The sequence below is a fragment of the Microbacterium sp. NPDC028030 genome (assembly GCF_040637855.1).
Classification (GTDB): Bacteria; Actinomycetota; Actinomycetes; order Actinomycetales; family Microbacteriaceae; genus Microbacterium.
The window spans coordinates 171,703-187,538 of sequence record NZ_JBEZXF010000001.1 but is presented as its reverse complement, the minus strand read 5'-3'; the positions used below and the strand labels follow the sequence as shown (position 1 = coordinate 187,538).

The window sequence follows — 15,836 nt, the reverse complement described above, 5'->3', positions numbered from 1 at the left end:
CGAGGTCGCCCGCAGAGTCGTGACCGCGGCCCCTGATGCCCGGGACGCCCGGACGCGGAGAGTGGCGGAGCGTCCGCTGGGGGCGCACCGACAGAACAGGAGAGACCCATGTCTCAACTCACCGCCGCGCGTCATCGCGGCACTCGCTCGCCCGCTCCTCGTGCAGGGCGCCTCTGGCTGCTGTGGGGTGTCGCCGCCGGACTCTTCGGCCTCATCGCCACGATCCTCTTCGATGTGCGCCCCTGGACCGAGGCCGACTACGAGCGGGGCGGAGTGCTCATCGCCGCCGCGGAGGACATGCCGAACCTCGATCCGATGGGCAATCGACTGGGCTTCCTGTTCGGGTTCGCCGCGGTCGCGTGCCTCCTGGTGTTCCATGGAGCCTGGCGTGTCCGCACGGAGCGGACACCGGGTTCGGTCGCCGCGCGGGTCTTCGCCGCGGGGCTCATCACCTCCGCCGCCGGACTCACGTTCGGGTACGGGTGGAAGGGCTCCCTCGCCCTGTACGGACACGGCGGTCCCGAGTTCGGCAGCTTCGGCGACGAGGGGCTCCTCATCTTCTACGCCCTGACCGACTTCGGTGCCTTCATCCCGTGGTTCGGGGTGCTCGTGTCGCTGGGGGCGCTCGCCACCATGGCCTGGGTGGAGCGCTCGGTCTCCCGCATCCTGGGGACCCTGCTCGCCGGGATCGTTCTGCTCGTGGCGGCCGGATACATCGTGACGGGCGTCCCCGGACTGGCAGGACCCGTTGGTGGACTCGGCCTGGCCTTCGCGTCGCTGTGGCTGCTCGTCGGCAAGCGCGGAGTGGCCGTCGCGGCCGGGGCCGAGGCTCGTGCTGCCGTGGCGCCCGAGGCGGCATCCGGTGCGGAGCCGCTCCGATGAGGCGGCCGTGGGCATCCGCGGCCGGCCTGGCCCTCGCTGCGGTGCTCCTCGCTCTCGCCGGGTGCTCGGCGACGGACACGGCACCCGCTTCGCCGGATCCCGTCGCCGAGAGCGACGAGACGTCCGAGAACGCGCAGTCCGACGTGCCGGAAGAGTGCGCGACCGCTTTTCCGCAGGCATTCGCAGCGCCCGACCTCTCGGACGTGGAGGCGCTCCCCGCGGACTGGCCCGATCCTCCGCCCGGGTCCACGCTCTGCCTGACGTCGTCCGGGCTGGGCGACGCCGCGACGGAGTCGCTGTCGTACGTCACCGACGCCGAGGCGTCCGCGGTGCTGACACATTACGAGCAGGCACTCGCGGGATACGCGACCGAGCGCACGCCCTCGCCGACCGGAGGCGAGATGCTGACCGGCGACGGCGCGGGGATCGGCTTCCAGGTCCAGCCGGGCACGGGGACGGTCGTCGTCGTCATCCAGCCGGTGGGATAGCGGACGGGGCGGCGGCGCACACCACGACGCGCGTGCCGCCGCCCGACGGTTGCTCCCACCGAACGCGGAGCCCGGACTCCTCGGCCCATTCGCGCATCGAGGCGAGTCCGACCCCCGTGCCCGTCCGGATGTCGAGCCCCCGTCCGTCGTCCTGCACGCACAGGATCGCACCGTCATCGCCGCCGACCGTCACCACGACCGACTCCGCCTCGGCATGCCGCACCGCGTTCACCACGGCTTCCGCCGCGATGCGCAGCAGGATTCCTGAGCGTCGCGGGTCGAGGCCGACGTCCGTCGCCACACGCAGACGCACTCCCGCGCGGGCCCCGGCGAACGACGCGATGAGCACCTCCAGTTCGCCGACGAGGTCGTGCACGTCCGCTGTGCCGCCGCGGGCGAGACCAGCCAGCGTCTCGGATTGCGCGCCGAGGAGCATGCCGACCCTGGCGGCGGCGAGTTCGGCGGCACCGCGGTCGCCGCGCGCGAGATGGTTCGAGGCCGCGGCGATCGAGAACCCCGCCCCCGCGAGCGCCGGCCCCAGGCCGTCGTGCAGCTCCCTGCGCAGTGCCCGCCTTTCGGCGTGCCGGGCCTCGGCCGCGTTCCTCCGCGCGAGATCCAGCGCGGAGGAGGCTGCGGCGAGTCGCACGACGACGCCGATCACGGGGGCGAGGTCGGCGATGGTCTCCCGCGCGCGACGGCCCACCGGGAGGTCGGGATCCGAGCCGGTGACGACGAGTTCGGCGATCGCACCCGTGGTGCCGGATCCGGCGTGCAGCCGGAAGTGCGTCGGCTCTCCGACCGGGTTCCCCACGAGCACGCCGACGGGATCAGCGGTCCCGTCGGATCCGGTGCTGATGCGCACGGAGCCGAGTCGCAGCGTGCGGCGCAGCGCCGACGCCAGCGCACGCAACCCGTCGCTGCCGGTCGCGATCTCGGCGACCTCAGCGCCGAGCGTGTGCACGAGGCGTTCCGGAGCACCCGATTCGCCGTACACGAGCCGGTCCACGCGGCGGTGGATGAGGCGTCGGGCAGGCAGGAGGCCGATCGCGATCACGGCGGCCGTCGTGAAGACGGCGAGCGGCGTCGCCGGCCCGAGACTCTCCAGCGCCGTGACAGTGAGCAGGTATCCGCCCGCGGCCAGGACGGCGAGGATGCTGGTCGTGAGCACAGCGCTCACGGCGACGTCGACACCTCGGAGGCGGTGCTGCAGTCCCATCACCAGGATCGCCGATGGGTAGAAGATCTGGCCGATGATGGGCGCGATCGTGCCGAACAGCCAGACCGGTCCCGCGAGCTGCAGCGACGAGGGCAGCACGGTCACCACGTAGGAGGCCGTGAGGAAGACGTGCCCGACCAGCAGCCAGAGCAGCGGTGACCGCTCCTCCCGTCGCACGGTCATCGCGTGTCGGGCGAGGATGCCCGCCACCACCAGCGAACAGCACATCGTCAGCGTCGCCGCGACCGCATAGGCGAGGGGCAGCACGGCCTGGTAGGCGGGCCAGGCCGGAGCGAGCGGGTTGTCGAGCGGACCGCGACCCTGCTGCGTCATCGACGAGACCGTCGCCACGACCGCGGCGACCGTGACGACCCGCACGAGCATGCGGCGCAACATGCTCCGTCGGCTCGGGAGGAGCAGCAACGGCACGATCGCGGTCAGGAAGGTGCCGGGCACGAACGCCCACCCGCCGGCGTAGGCGAAGAACCCGGCCAGCGGAAGGGAGGGGTGCGCGAGTGCCAGCAGACCGTACTGCACCCCGAACGCCGCGAGCCCCGAACCGACGGCGTGCACACCAGTCAGGATCGCGACGGGCTGCGGACGCCGCAGGAGCAGCACCGCGGCGAGCGGGGCGTACACGAACGCCACCGCGACCCCGATGTCGTCGAAGCGCGCCTGCGCCTCCGGGGGCGCCGGGGAGAGGAAGGTGCCTTCGACCGGCGCCGCTGGCAGTTGGAAGATCCACGCGAGGACGATCGAGGCCGTCGCGAACCCCCACGCCGGGATCAGGACGGCGAGAGCGGCCGCGGTCCGTGCGGGTGCCGGCCGGTTCACGATCGACCTCTCACGGTGACGGAGTCGGGTGGGCCCTGATGATCTGTGCGGTACCCCGTCTCCTTCGCGCGGTCGTGGAGCGCACGGAGGATCGGCCGCGTACGGGTCCGCTCACCCACGACGCGCAACGCCCACCGGTCTGACGAGAGCACGGTCACGTCGATACTGTCGACTCCGCCTCTCCGTCTCGCCCGTAGCATGGCCTCGGCGACCAGGTGGTAGACCGCCTCCGGATGCTCGGGCGCCACGTGCACCGCGGTGTGCAGCGCCGGGCTGTCGAAGCGTGCCCCGAGCTCTGCGAGGGCGCCCGGCAGGTCGCCCGCGTCGAGCGAGCCGGGAAGCAGCGTCCGTGCCAGGTCGCGGACTTCGGTGGTGGCCGCCTGCAACGCCGAGGCCGCACGCCCGAGCACCGCTGCCGGATCGGGTGCGTCCGGCAGTCGTTCGAGGTCGCGGCGGATCCGGGCCAGCGCGGGCTCGATCCCGGCTTCGATCTCGGCACGGGCGAATCGCCGCTCGCTCGCGGCGATCTGCCTGGCTCGATCTCTCGCGTCGCGAAGACCCTCGTTGATAGCGGCGAGGAGAACCGCGACGCTCAGCACGCCTCCGATCCGACGGAGCGCGTCGATCGTGCGCGGCTCGACGCGGCGCCCGGCGGTCCCGCACACCTCGACCGTGCCGCACACCCCGTCTGCCGCGAACAGCGTGATCACCTGGCGGGTCGCCGGATCGACGGCTCCCGCCTCTGCGCGAGCGCCGTCACCGGTCGACGTGATCGCCACGCCGCCGAGTCGCAACGACTGCCGCAGTGCCGCGGCCAGGGCGCCGAGAGATCCGCTCTCTCCGCCGGCGATCTCGGCGCTGACCGTGCGGAGCAGGGCGCGCGGGTCCGCGGATCGCCCGTACAGCAGCTGGTCGACGGCGCGCTGGATGCCTCGGCGTGCGGGCTCGGCCGCTACGGCCAGCAGCACGACGGCGATCATCCCTCCGCTGGTCGGCGTGAGGGGTGCGAGCTGGGCCGCGGTCGCCGCGATCGCACCGTAGGCGACCAGCAGGGCCGAGACGAGCAGGACGCCCACGGCGAAGCGCGCCAGGGGAGGATCCACGGCATCCGGTGCGCGCGCGATGGCCGTCAGCACGAAGGAGGCGGCGGCGAACAGCACGCCAGCCGGAAGGAATGCCGCGGCGAAGGCGGTGGCGACGAGAGAGGGGCCGCCTTCGTCGCCGACGATGTAACCGCCGACGCCGGAGAGCAGCAGAGCGAAATGCGCGATCGCCAGCCAGAGCGCAGCCTCGCGGTCGGGCGACGTTCCTCGCGCGGCCGCCCACAGGATCATCAGCCCCGCTCCGAGGGCGAGAGCGAGCCACACGATCCACAGCGGCAGCGCGAACGGGAGGGCGTGACCGGCCTGGAGCTCCGCGACGCTCACGACAGCGATCACGGTGGAGAGCAGCGTCCCCGCCGCGAGGAGGGAACGCGAGCGGAGCATGACCGCGGCCCCCAGCACACCCGCGACGGTGAGGCCTCCCGGCATCCACGCCACCCCCAGCAGGTCGAGCCAGAGCCCGCCGTCGAGTCCCGCCGCCCGGAGTCCGGATGCGAGGGTCGATGCGCCGGCGCCGACGGCAGTCACGGCGAGCGCGAGAGGGAGTAGCGGACCCCCACGTCCGCCGTGACCGCCCCGCACCGGGAGGAGCGCAGCAGCGCCGCCGAATGCGAGGGCGGCGCTGAGTGTGCCGACGGCCTCGACACCGGATGCCGACGCGAGGCACAGCAGCATCCCGATCAGGGCGGGTGCCCAGGAGAGGGACAGCACGAGCACAGCCGGCAGGGCTCGCGTGGCGCGCGGCGCCGCCGCCGTCGCGCGTCGTGGTGCGGCCGTCGTGGACACGGGCATTCCTCTCTCCGGGCCTCAGTGTGCCGGACGGGCGGCCGCCGAAGCCAGCGTTCTCGGCGTCCCGGGCCGGATCGCCCGGCGCTTCAGGACCCGGTGCCCTCTCGGCTGGGACATCGGGACGCCTAGCCTCGGCACAGGTCGACGGGGTCGCGTCGGCGGGAGGAGGGGCCATGCGCGGTCGAACGGGACGGTCTGCGCGAGCATGGGGGCGGCGCGCGGTCGGCACCCGCCGGCGTCGTGGGGCCGCCGGTCCGGGTGGGCGCCGACCGCTTCGCGCCGGTCGGACGGCACCGCGGCCCCGGTGGGAGCAGATGGGGCTGCTCCCACCGGGAAGCCGGCACCGCGCTCCGGGTGCGGCCCGTACTCCTGGTGCGCGACGGCCGGGGGAGCGCTAGCGTGAGCGGCATGCCGGAGCACCCGATCGACCGAGACCCGTCGGAGTCGGAGAGCGCCGTGCGCATTTTCGTCGTGGATGATCATCCGGTCTTCGCGTTCGGCATGTCGAGCTTCCTCGAATCGATCGAGGGCTTCCAGGTGGTCGGCCGGGCCGGCACCGAGGACGAGGCCGTCGACGGGGTGCTCGCCGCTCAGCCGGATGTCGTCCTCATGGATGTCGACCTCGGTGCGGGGTCGGGCATCGAGGCCACGCGCCGCATCGTGCGGGCGGCCCCTGGCATCGGTGTGCTCATCGTGACGATGCTCGGCGACGACGACTCGGTGTTCGCCGCTCTGCGTGCCGGTGCTCGCGGATACCTCCTCAAGAGCGCACTGCCCGACGAGATCGAGCGGGGACTGCGGGCGGTGGCTTCCGGCGATGTGCTGCTCACGGCGGAGATCGGGCGGCGGGCGATCGAGCTGCTCTCCGGGGCGCGGACGACCGGCCCCGTGGTGTTTCCCGAGCTCACGCACCGCGAGCGCGAGGTGCTCGACCTCATCGCCCGGGGCCTCGACAACCAGGCGGTCGCGCGCCGGCTCGTGCTGTCGTCGAAGACCGTGCGCAACTACCTGTCCGGCATCCTCGCGAAGCTGGCGGTGTCCGATCGCAGTGCGCTGATCGTCCGGGCGCGCGAAGCGGGTCTGGGTCAGGATGCGCCGCCTGCCGAGGCCTGACCGCGAGCGACAGGGAACGCCGCGTCAACCCGTTCGGGAATCGTAGGGACATCGGGGATCCACAGCGGTTTCCGATCACGAACGCGTAACGTCGAGGGCATGACGACCGTTCACGTCACCGAGGACACGATCAACCACGCCCGCGAGCTGCGCGACGAGCTGCAGCGGTTCCTGCGCGAGTACGAGTTCGGGATGCGTGAGGTCGAGACGAAGATCTCGATCCTCCGTGACGAGTTCACACACGACCACGCGTACAACCCGATCGAGCACGTGAAGAGCCGGCTGAAGTCGCCGGACAGCATCGTCGAGAAGCTCGCCCGCAAGGGCATCGACGAGCCCGACTTCGACCGCATCCGTGCCGACATCACCGACATCGCCGGCGTCCGTGTGACCTGCAGCTTCGTGGCCGACGTCTACCGCCTGTTCGACCTGCTCACGGCGCAGGACGACATCACGGTGCGCACGGTCAAGGACTACATCGCGCACCCGAAGGCGAACGGATACAAGAGCCTGCACGCGATCATCGAGGTGCCCGTCTTCCTCTCCACCGGCGCCCTGTCGGTGCCGGTCGAGGTGCAGTTCCGCACGATCGCGATGGACTTCTGGGCCAGCCTCGAGCACAAGATCTACTACAAGTTCTCGAACCAGGTGCCCTCGCACCTCGTCGACAGTCTGTCGGATGCCGCAGACGCCGCCGCCGAGCTCGACAGCCGGATGGAGCGGCTGCACCGCGAAGCCCACGGCGTGCCGCAGCGCCAGCTCGCTCCGGCGCCCCCGCCCGCCCCGCGCACGTCGCCCGCGGCCCCCGAGAGCCCTCGAGTCGTCGGCGTCTGAGCCGGAGCTCAGTCCCCGAACACCGAGGCGAGTGCGGGCCAGGACTCGGCGCGCGCGAACACAGGGACGCGGTCGCGCGTCGTCGAAGCGGTCACCACCGCCCCACCGCGTACAGCGCTCCCGGTCCACACGTCGATCCACTCGCCGGGCGGCAGGTACACGGTCGACGCGGAGACCCCTGGCTCGAGCACCGGCGCGACCAGGAGCGCCTCGCCCAGCATCCACTGGATCGGATGCGCCCACACCTGCTCGTCACCGGGGTGGTCGAAGTACAGGGGTCGCATGAGCGGGCGGCTCGTGCGGATCGACTCCCGCGCCTGTGCGGCGAGATACGGCACCAGACGCTCGCGAAGGTGCACGAGCTGCCGCACCTCGGCGATCACGGCGTCGTCCCCCGTGCGCTCGGCGATGTTCCACGGCGTGCGGTCGCGCGAGGGCAGCCGGTGGTGGTTGAACTCCGAGTGGTACTGCATGATCGGCACGAACACGCTCGCGGCCATCGCCCGCACGTAGAGCTCAGGATCGGGGATGTCGCCCGAGAACCCGGCGATGTCCCACCCCCAGTAGAGGACGCCGCTTGCTGCGGCCGAGAGCCCGGCGAGCATCGACCACCGGAACGCCTCCCACGTCGAGTTCTCGTCGCCCGCCCAGAACGCACCGTGCGCCTGCGAGCCCGTGAAGCCCGCACGGCTGAAGGTCACCGGCGCCTTGCCCGCCGACGCGAGCAGTCGTCCGTATGCCGCGGCATAGGCGACGGGGAACAGGTTGTTCGACACGTCGCCGTGGCTGCCGTCGAGGTAGCGCAGGTCCGCGCCCCACGCGTGCTCGCCCCCGTCGGTCTTGAACCCGTCGATGCCGACCTCCTCCACGAGGTAGCGGCGCTTCTCGGTCCACCACCGTGCAGCGCGCTCATCGGTCAGATCGGGCATGAGTCCCAGCGGGAACCACCAGCCGCGGTTGCGGTAGGGCCGAAGCGACCCGTCGGGGGCGACCTCCTTGATCAGCACGTCCTCTCTGATCGCGGCATCCGCGTCGGCGCGCGCCTGCCCCTGCGGATGCGGGCGCATCTTCATGAGCGGGATCTGCCATAGGTGCACTCGGACGTCGTCGGCGTGCAGGGCGTCAACCATGCCCTTGGGGTCGGGCCATGCGCCCTCGGAGGGGAAGTCGAAGTCGTCCAACCGCAACGGACCGCCGTCGGCGCGCACCTCGTACCGGGCGTCGCGGAACGCCGTGAAGGTGCTCTCGTCGCTCCAGGCTTCGATCACGACGGAGCCGACCGGGATGTCGTGCTCGCGGTGCAGCGCCATCTGCCGCTCGACCTCGGCCTGCGTGTTCCACTCGTTGCCGCTGGCCCACAGTCGGAACACCCAGTCGGGCAGCTCTGTCGGACGCCCGACCTCGGCGAGGAAGGCGTCGAGCACCGCAGTCGGAGTGCCGCCGTAGAGGGCGAGCTCGATGGCGGCGGCCTCGGCGACAGCGTCCGTCTCGGCCTCGACGACCAGACGTGACGCGTCGGAGGCGCCGATGTCGAACCACACGCGTCGCGAGGTGCGCACATGGAAGCCCCACCCCGCGCCCCCGACGACGTGCGCGAAGGGCATGGGCAGGTACGTGCGGCGATGCGCGCCCTGGCTCTTGTACTGCTCGAACACCATGGAATCCAGCCGCTGCCCGCGGTGGTCCACCGTGTCGAAGCGCTCGCCGAAGCCCGTGACGTGCTCGCCCTCGGTCAGCGGGAGCGCGAAGCGCACACGGAGGATGCGCTCCCCGTCATCGAGCACCTCGACCTCGCTCGGGCGCGCAGGTGCGGATGACGCGGCGTCCACACGCACGGCGTCGGCGGCTCCCAGACGCCAGGCAGCGACCCGGCACGAGAACCAGCGGGTGCTCTCGGCGGCACCGTCCCGGCGCTGCGCGGTGAAACGGTAGCGCAGCTCCGCGCCGGAGGGGACGCTCGGCAAGGTCAGCTCCCACCCGCCGGCGGCCCTGTTCTGGCGGGCCTGCGCCGAGGCGAGGTGTCCACCGTCGACCGCCTGTCCGCGGGACGAACGGGCGACGGCGGAGAGGGCATGCCGTTCCACGCGAGTGCCGGCCGCGTCCCGCCATTCCAGCTCGACGTGGACGGCGTCCGCATCGGCAGAGGTGCGGACGCCGAGCCGCAGCGGCTCGCCCGCGACCGGATGCACGGGCGAGCGCTGCTCGGTGTCGTCGGAGTACGGGTGACCGGATCCGGCCGGACGGTGACGGATCACGCGGGGACCTCCCCGAGTTCGACCGCGAGTCGCAGCAGCATCGCATGGCTCCACAGCAGGGGAGTCGCCACGGTGCCCCACCGGTCGATCCACTCCTGACGGAACGACGGGTCGAGCAGGTGAGCGCCGACCTGCTCGGGCAGCATCAGGTCGGCGGTGGCGGTGTTCGCGGCCCATTCGAGCGCCGAGCGGGCGCTGTCGCGGTCGCCGACGGCTGCCTGCGCGAGTCCGAGGAAGCACGTCAGCAGCGGCCATTGGCCGCCCCCGAAGAAGGTGTCGGCACGGAAGCGGTGCACGCCGCCGTCGATCGACAGGTCGCGGCGAACGGCCGTGATCGTGCCCGCGGCCAACGGGTCGGCCGCGGGGATGACTCCGAGCGGCGAGATCAGAGCACTGAGGCTGCCGTCGACCGCGTCGTCGCCGATCCACTTCACCAGGTGTCCGTCTGCCGTGCCGTCACCGTGCAGCAGATCGTCGATCGCGGACCGGGCGTCGAGTGCGGCCTCGAGGCGAGGTCCCTCGATCAGGCCCGACGATGCGGCCGCGGAGAGCCCGGCCGCGATACAGCCCAGCGTCGAGATGTGCACCTGTTCGGAGTGCTCCTCCCACCAGTCGAAACAGGGTCGCTGCCACGAGCTGACCAGGTAGTCGACCGTGAGCTCCGCCGCCCTGCGCCAGCGCTGCGCGTCGAGTCCGTGGCGTTCGGCGTGCGCGACGGCGGCCCACAGCCACGTGCCGTAGCCGTCGAGCTGGAAGTCCCACCAGTCGTCGTGGCCGAGGTCGCCCGCGAAGGTGAAGCGTGCGGGGAGCATCCGATCGTCCGGCACCGGGTGCCCCGCCCGCGCGGCGGCGACGATCTCCTCGATCGTGCCGGCATGCCGCAGCAGCACGTCGGAGCACCAGTCGAAGAACCGGCTCGCGGAGTCGACGGCGCCGGCGGCCGAGACGCCGTCGGCGATGAACGACCCGTCGCGGAACCAGCAGTAGCCGCGGTAGGCGGAGAAGTCGGGGCTGGCGGGATAGGCGCCGTTCGGCTCCTGCAGGGAGGTGATCACGGATCGCGAGTGCGCGAGGAGCGCACCGAGGTCGGTGTGCACGGGGGACGTCATCGTGGGGACTCCTGGGGTCGGAGGGGGCGGGCCGGTCGGCCCGCCCCGGGGTGGGGTGGCCTCAGCCGAGCAGCGCGTTGACGCGCTCTTCAGCCGAGTCGAGGGCTTCCTGCACGCTCTTGCGCCCGGCCGCGGCCTCGGTGAGCTCTTCGCTCACGATGTCCTGCATCTCGGTCTGGCCCTCGCCGATCGAGGGGGCGAGAGCGACCTGATCGAGCGAGTCGAACACGGCCTGACGGTTGGCGGGGTCGCCCTTGTCGAGGTACGCGTCGAGCTGGCTCTCGTCGGCGATCGGCGGCAGTTCCCATCCGCTGTCGAGTCGCACGTCGACCATGGTCTTCGAGCTGGTGAGGAACTCGGCGAAGCGCTGGGCGGCGTCCGCGTTCTCGGTGCCGGCCGAGACGGCGACGCCGTTCGAGAACAGCGCGCTCGCCGGGGTGGTGTCGCCCGGTTCGACCGCGATGTCCCACGCGAAGCCGGCATCGGCGAGGCCGCCGAACATCCAGATGCCGGTGTGCCACATCGCGAGCTTGCCCTCGGCGAAGAGGCCGCTGTCGAAGTCGGGCGTTCCCGCTCCCTGCTCGGCGGTCGGCATCGTGGTGCCGCTCTTGCCGACCAGCCACTCCGCCGCGGCGAGACCCTCGGGGGAGTTGAACGCCACGGCGGAGCCGTCGTCGTTCAGGAAGTCGCCGCCCGCCTGCGCCACCGCCTTGTAGTACTCGTGGTAGCTGATCGGCTGGTAGTCGCCCCAGACGCCCGCGGCGGCATCCGTGAGCTTCTCGGCAGCGGCCTGCTCATCCGCCCAGGTCCAGTCGGCGGTCGGGTACTCGAGGCCGGCGGCGTCGAACAGGTCGGCGTTGTAGAACAGCACGACGTTCGAGAACGAGCTCGGCAAGGCGTACTGGGTGCCGTCCGTGGCGTAGGCCTCGGCGAGGGAGGTCTGGTACACGTCGGTGTCGACGCCCTCGAGCGGTGCGAGCATGCCGTTGGCCTGATAGGCGGCGTAGTTGGCGAACTCGATGTCGAACACATCCGACACCGTGCCGCCTGCCAGGTCGGTCTGCAGCGCGGTGAAGTAGTCGGCGTACGGGAGCGTCGTGACGTCGACCTTCACATCGGGGTTCTCCTTCTCGAAGGCCTCGACGATGGTGGCGAGGTTCTCCTCGTTGCCGCCGTTCGAGATGAAGTTCGAGTAGGTGATGGTGACCTGGTCGCCGTCGCCGGAGGCATCCGTGCCTCCGGACGAGCAGCCGGCGACCGTCAGGCCGACGACGGCGAGGACGGCGACGGTGCCGACCGGGGTCCATGCTGTGCGTGACATGGTGGGGGTTCTCCTTCTCATCGGGTGGTGCGTGATCGGGTGGTGCAGTCGGTGCGGATGCTCCGAGGTCATTTGATCCCGGAGCTGGCGACGCCCTGGATGACGTAGCGCTGGGCGAAGACGTAGATGGCGAGCATCGGCAGGATCGAGACGACGGAGCCCGCCATCATCACGTCCCACTGCGTGGTGTACTGCCCCTGCAGGCCGGCGAGCGCGAGCGGAAGCGTCTGCAGCTCGGCGGATCGCAGGATGATCAACGGCCACAGGAAGCTGTTCCAGCTGCTCATGAACGCGAAGACCGTGAGCGTGGCGATCGTCGGACCGACCAGCGGGAGCACGATCGTCCCGAAGATGCGGAAGTGCCCCGCCCCGTCGAGAGTCGCGGCCTCGTCGAGTTCCCGCGGCACGGAGTTCATCGCCTGCCGGAGCAGGAACACCCCGAAGGCACTCGCGACGCTCGGCAGCAGCACACCCAGGTAGGTGTCGACGAGCTTGAGGTCGCGCATCTGCACGAACAGCGGCACGATCAGCACCTGGATCGGGATCATCATCGTCGCGAGGTACACCGCGAACACGGCGTCGCGACCGGGGAAGGGCATGCGGCTGAAGACGTACGCGGCCATCGAGCTCGTGAGCAGCTGCAGCAGCGTGACGACCACGGCGAGGACGAGCGAGTTGAGCACGACCCTGGCGAACGGCGTGTTCGCGAACAGCTCGGTGTATGCCGAGAACGAGGGGTTCTCCGGGATCAACGGCGGCGTGGAGGAGAGTCCGGCGCCGGGAGAGATCGAGGTCACGATCGTCCACAGGAACGGGAAGAACATGACCAGCGCCCCGAGGATGACCACGGTCGTCAGAGCGACGGTGCCGAGACGCTTACGCATAGTTCACCCACTTCTTCTGGCCGCGGATCTGGATCACGGTGATGAGGAGCACGACGAGGAAGAGCATCCACGAGAGGGCGGATGCCTCGCCGGCCCGCCCGTAGCGGAAGGTGAGGTCATAGATCTGCTGCACGACGACCGTGCTCGCACCGGCCGGACCGCCGCCGGTCATCGCGTACACCTGGTCGAACACCTGGAACCCGTTGATGAGCGAGATGACGATGACGAAGAACGTCGACGGCGAGAGCATCGGCATGGTCACGCTCACCAGTCGACGCCAGGGCCCTGCACCGTCGACGCGGGCGGCCTCGTAGAGGTCGGCCGGGATCGCCTGGAGGCCTGCGAGGAGGATGATCATCACGAAGCCGAGGTCCTTCCACGCCGACGCGATGATGATCGAGGGCATCGCCCACGCGGGATCGGTCCACCATCCCGGGCCGTCGATGCCGACCAGTCCCAGCACCGCGTTCACGATGCCGATGTCGGGGTTGAGCAGCCAGCGCCAGACCAGCGCGACGACGATCCAGCTGGTCACCACGGGGAGGAAGTACACGCCGCGCAGGAAGTTGCGGGCGGGGATCGCGCTGTTGAGGGCCAATGCGAGTGCGAGTCCCCCGACGTAGACGAGGGGCAGGTACCCGACGAGGTAGTACAGCGTGTTGAGGAACGCGCGGTGCGTCGCCGGGTCCTGCAGCAGGTGGATGTAGTTGTCGAAGCCGACCCATTGCATCGGAGACAGCAGGTTCCAGCTGTGCAGGCTCGTCCACAGTGCACCGACCATCGGGTACAGCGTGAACATCACGAGCGGGAGCGCGCTGGGGAGCAGGAAGATCAGCACGGTGATCGCATACCGCGCACGGCGGGAGCGACGGGCGCGTGCCGGGGTGCGGGTGGGAGGCGGGGCCTCCACGGCCGGGCGGGAGTCGAGCGCGGTCATCAGCGGGACTCCTGCGCTCCGTCACGGAGGGAGGGCTCGGTCAGACGTTCGCGGACCAGACGGCCCTGTTCGCCGGTGCGCCCTGCGGCGTCGAACGGCGTCGCGAGCACGAGGCTCGCGGCTCCCTGCGCCCAGCGGTCGTCCTGCCAGGTCTCGACCGCGACGGGAATGCCGCGCTTACGGGGCATGAGCCCGGAGCGCAGCGCCGGCTCGAAACCGTAGGACCAGTGGTTCCAGGCCTCGACGCCTTCGCCGAGGAGGATGAGGATCTCGGGGTCGATCGTGTTCACGACCCCCGCGAGCGCACGGCCGAGGAGGTGCCCGGCGTGTGAGAACAGCTCCTGTGCGGCGGTGTCGCCCGCGTCGGCGCATCCGCGGAGCGTGGACATGCCCGCCGCCTCGCCGATGATCCCGCGGGTGCGGGCCGCCGACACCAGGGCGCCTTCGCCGATCAGCGATTCCAGGCATCCGTCCGCCCCGCAGCTGCACCGGGGTCCGTCCTCCTGAGTGGGGAGGTGGCCGATCTCGCCCGCACCGCCGCCGTGCCCGCGCAGCACGGAGCCGTCGGCGATGATGCCGGCGCCGATGCCCGTGCCGATCGTGACGACCAGCACGTTGTCGTGGCCGCGGGCCTGGCCGTGAAGGAGTTCCGCCATCGCGAGGGCGTTGACGTTGTTCTCGACGAGCACGGGGAGGGCCAGTTCGCGGCGCAGCACGTCGCCGAGGGGCACGTGGCTCCATCCGAGCTGGGTCGAGTCGACGTTGCCGAGGCTCTGGTCGTCGACGTCACCGGGGACGCCCACCCCGACGCCGAGGAGAGGGCGGTCGCTGCCGCCGGCGATGAAGGTGCGCAGCAGGCTCGCGAGGGTCGGGATCGCGGTCGCGGATGCGGCGTCGAAGGGCTCCGTCGCCGAGCGCACGACGGTGCCGTCGATACCGACCTCGACGACGGTGATGTGGTCGGCGACGACCTTGACCCCGATGACGCGGCCGGCGTCGGCGACGAGACCGAGCAGGCGGGCGGGGCGTCCGCCCTGGGAGGGGCTGTGGTCGAGTTCGACCAGCAGGCCGTCGGCGATCAGCTGCTTCGTGACCTGCGTGACCAGGGCGGGCGACACGCTCAGCAGTCGCGCGAGGCTCGCTCGGGACGTGGGTCCGAGCGCGCCGACCTGGGCGAGGACGGCGGAGCGCATGATGTCGGACCGTGCCGAGGACTGAGTCACAGGAACCCCTTTGTTTAGGACTAAATGAACTATAGAAACAAGTAGGGGTCCTGTCAATGCCAGGCCGATTCCGAGAACGCGCTCGACCCGCGTGCGACGATCGGTGAATAGGTCGGCAGTATCACGTAAAGTTTTACTCATGCACGGAGAACAACTTCAACGGAGAAGGTCGATGAGAAGACGCGGACTTTTCTTGGTGGCGGCAGCGCTGTCGGCATTGACGGTGTCAGCGTGTGCCCCCGCGCCCGATGACGACGCGGGGCGTCTTGCCCCGTCGTTGCATGCCCTCATCGAACAGGCGCTGGGGCGAAACGACCTGTCGGAGTGGGACAGGGCAGCTCTGGAGAAGGCGAGTGAGGAAGGCAAGATCTCGCAGGCAGACTACGTCGAAGGGATGGATCTCTTCGACGCGTGCCTGAAATCGGCGGGGATCGAGTTCGACCGGACGGTGCTCCTGAACGGCGTCATCGAGTTCCAGCCGCCGCCCGGGCGCTATTCCGAAGCCGAGATCGATGCGCAGGCGAAGGCGCAGTACGAGTGTTCGGTGAATGCCGCCACCCAAGAGATCTTCACCCTGCAGCAGGCGAATCCTGACCTCTTGGCGGATTTCCCTCAGGCCGCGGTGAACTGTCTCAAGAAGGCGGGGGTGGTGGATGACGAGTTCACCAAGGCGGATTTCGAGAACGCGTCTGGTTCTGGAGCGGGGCCGGCCGAGTATCCGTTCGATGTGATGTCCCCGGAGGCGCAGACATGCCTGTACTCGCTCGGGTACTCCGTGAAGATTGCTGAGTGAGTGAAGCGCGCGCTCATCTGGCCGCCACCCCGAAAAACAGGACCTACCCGGTGAG

General features: G+C 70.7%; 13 protein-coding genes. 5 read left to right on the top strand and 8 right to left on the bottom strand.

Features of this window, described 5'->3' with window-relative positions; translation table 11 throughout:
* Positions 1-108 precede the first annotated feature (108 nt).
* The gene (locus tag AB0E56_RS00810) at positions 109-882 is read left to right on the top strand and encodes a hypothetical protein (protein ID WP_359796218.1); all 774 of its coding nucleotides are present in this window, start codon (positions 109-111) and stop codon (positions 880-882) included.
* A complete protein-coding gene (locus AB0E56_RS00805; RefSeq protein ID WP_359796216.1) occupies positions 879-1,370 on the top strand; it encodes a hypothetical protein in 492 nt (163 codons plus the stop codon). Before AB0E56_RS00810 ends, AB0E56_RS00805 begins: the two co-directional genes overlap by 4 nt.
* On the opposite strand, the gene AB0E56_RS00800 is transcribed toward AB0E56_RS00805, so the two are convergent.
* Both AB0E56_RS00800 and AB0E56_RS00795 read right to left on the bottom strand, forming a co-directional pair.
* Positions 1,351-3,420 carry an ATP-binding protein gene (locus AB0E56_RS00800; protein WP_359796215.1) on the bottom strand — a complete coding sequence of 690 codons (2,070 nt, stop codon included), beginning with the start codon at positions 3,418-3,420 and terminating at the stop codon, positions 1,351-1,353. The two genes, AB0E56_RS00805 and AB0E56_RS00800, sit on opposite strands and share 20 nt — an antisense overlap.
* The gene (locus AB0E56_RS00795; RefSeq protein ID WP_359796214.1) at positions 3,417-5,309 is read right to left on the bottom strand and encodes a hypothetical protein; all 1,893 of its coding nucleotides are present in this window, start codon (positions 5,307-5,309) and stop codon (positions 3,417-3,419) included. Before AB0E56_RS00795 ends, AB0E56_RS00800 begins: the two co-directional genes overlap by 4 nt.
* Before the next feature lie 411 nt (positions 5,310-5,720).
* Here AB0E56_RS00795 and AB0E56_RS00790 point away from each other — a divergent pair, with 411 nt between their 5' ends.
* Both AB0E56_RS00790 and AB0E56_RS00785 read left to right on the top strand, forming a co-directional pair.
* Positions 5,721-6,425, top strand: coding sequence for a response regulator transcription factor (locus tag AB0E56_RS00790; RefSeq protein ID WP_359796213.1), 705 nt, complete (start codon positions 5,721-5,723; stop codon positions 6,423-6,425).
* A gap of 99 nt (positions 6,426-6,524) precedes the next feature.
* Positions 6,525-7,259 carry a GTP pyrophosphokinase family protein gene (locus tag AB0E56_RS00785; RefSeq protein ID WP_359796212.1) on the top strand — a complete coding sequence of 245 codons (735 nt, stop codon included), beginning with the start codon at positions 6,525-6,527 and terminating at the stop codon, positions 7,257-7,259.
* An 8-nt stretch (positions 7,260-7,267) separates the two neighbouring features.
* Here AB0E56_RS00785 and AB0E56_RS00780 read toward each other — a convergent pair whose 3' ends face one another.
* The 6 genes from AB0E56_RS00780 to AB0E56_RS00755 all read right to left on the bottom strand — a co-directional run bounded on the left by AB0E56_RS00780 (position 7,268) and on the right by AB0E56_RS00755 (position 14,988).
* Positions 7,268-9,514, bottom strand: a complete 2,247-nt coding sequence (locus AB0E56_RS00780; RefSeq protein ID WP_359796211.1) for a TIM-barrel domain-containing protein — start codon at positions 9,512-9,514, stop codon at positions 7,268-7,270.
* Positions 9,511-10,623 (bottom strand): glycoside hydrolase family 15 protein, encoded by a 1,113-nt coding sequence (locus AB0E56_RS00775; RefSeq protein WP_359796210.1) that lies wholly within the window; start codon positions 10,621-10,623, stop codon positions 9,511-9,513. The genes AB0E56_RS00780 and AB0E56_RS00775 overlap by 4 nt, the downstream gene beginning before the upstream one ends.
* A 61-nt stretch (positions 10,624-10,684) precedes the next feature.
* Complete coding sequence (locus AB0E56_RS00770) at positions 10,685-11,944, bottom strand: sugar ABC transporter substrate-binding protein (RefSeq protein WP_359796208.1); 1,260 nt, start codon at positions 11,942-11,944, stop codon at positions 10,685-10,687.
* A 68-nt stretch (positions 11,945-12,012) separates the two neighbouring features.
* Positions 12,013-12,828, bottom strand: a complete 816-nt coding sequence (locus AB0E56_RS00765; RefSeq protein ID WP_359796207.1) for a carbohydrate ABC transporter permease — start codon at positions 12,826-12,828, stop codon at positions 12,013-12,015.
* Entirely contained in the window at positions 12,821-13,765 is a 945-nt protein-coding gene (locus AB0E56_RS00760; protein ID WP_359796206.1) for a sugar ABC transporter permease, read from the bottom strand. Before AB0E56_RS00760 ends, AB0E56_RS00765 begins: the two co-directional genes overlap by 8 nt.
* Positions 13,765-14,988 carry an ROK family transcriptional regulator gene (locus AB0E56_RS00755; RefSeq protein ID WP_359796205.1) on the bottom strand — a complete coding sequence of 408 codons (1,224 nt, stop codon included), beginning with the start codon at positions 14,986-14,988 and terminating at the stop codon, positions 13,765-13,767. Before AB0E56_RS00755 ends, AB0E56_RS00760 begins: the two co-directional genes overlap by 1 nt.
* A gap of 196 nt (positions 14,989-15,184) precedes the next feature.
* Between AB0E56_RS00755 and AB0E56_RS00750 the strand changes: the two genes are divergently transcribed.
* Positions 15,185-15,781, top strand: a complete 597-nt coding sequence (locus AB0E56_RS00750) for a hypothetical protein (RefSeq protein ID WP_359796204.1) — start codon at positions 15,185-15,187, stop codon at positions 15,779-15,781.
* Positions 15,782-15,836: the final 55 nt, after the last annotated feature.

Bases quoted from the DNA above. Each gene is read 5' to 3' on its own strand.
- AB0E56_RS00810 (WP_359796218.1), top strand. From the start codon at position 109: ATGTCTCAACTCACCGCCGCGCGTCATCGCGGCACTCGCTCGCCCGCT.
- AB0E56_RS00805 (WP_359796216.1), top strand. From the start codon at position 879: ATGAGGCGGCCGTGGGCATCCGCGGCCGGCCTGGCCCTCGCTGCGGTG.
- AB0E56_RS00790 (WP_359796213.1), top strand. From the start codon at position 5,721: ATGCCGGAGCACCCGATCGACCGAGACCCGTCGGAGTCGGAGAGCGCC.
- AB0E56_RS00785 (WP_359796212.1), top strand. From the start codon at position 6,525: ATGACGACCGTTCACGTCACCGAGGACACGATCAACCACGCCCGCGAG.
- AB0E56_RS00775 (WP_359796210.1), bottom strand. From the start codon at position 10,623: ATGACGTCCCCCGTGCACACCGACCTCGGTGCGCTCCTCGCGCACTCG.
- AB0E56_RS00770 (WP_359796208.1), bottom strand. From the start codon at position 11,944: ATGTCACGCACAGCATGGACCCCGGTCGGCACCGTCGCCGTCCTCGCC.
- AB0E56_RS00765 (WP_359796207.1), bottom strand. From the start codon at position 12,828: ATGCGTAAGCGTCTCGGCACCGTCGCTCTGACGACCGTGGTCATCCTC.
- AB0E56_RS00760 (WP_359796206.1), bottom strand. From the start codon at position 13,765: ATGACCGCGCTCGACTCCCGCCCGGCCGTGGAGGCCCCGCCTCCCACC.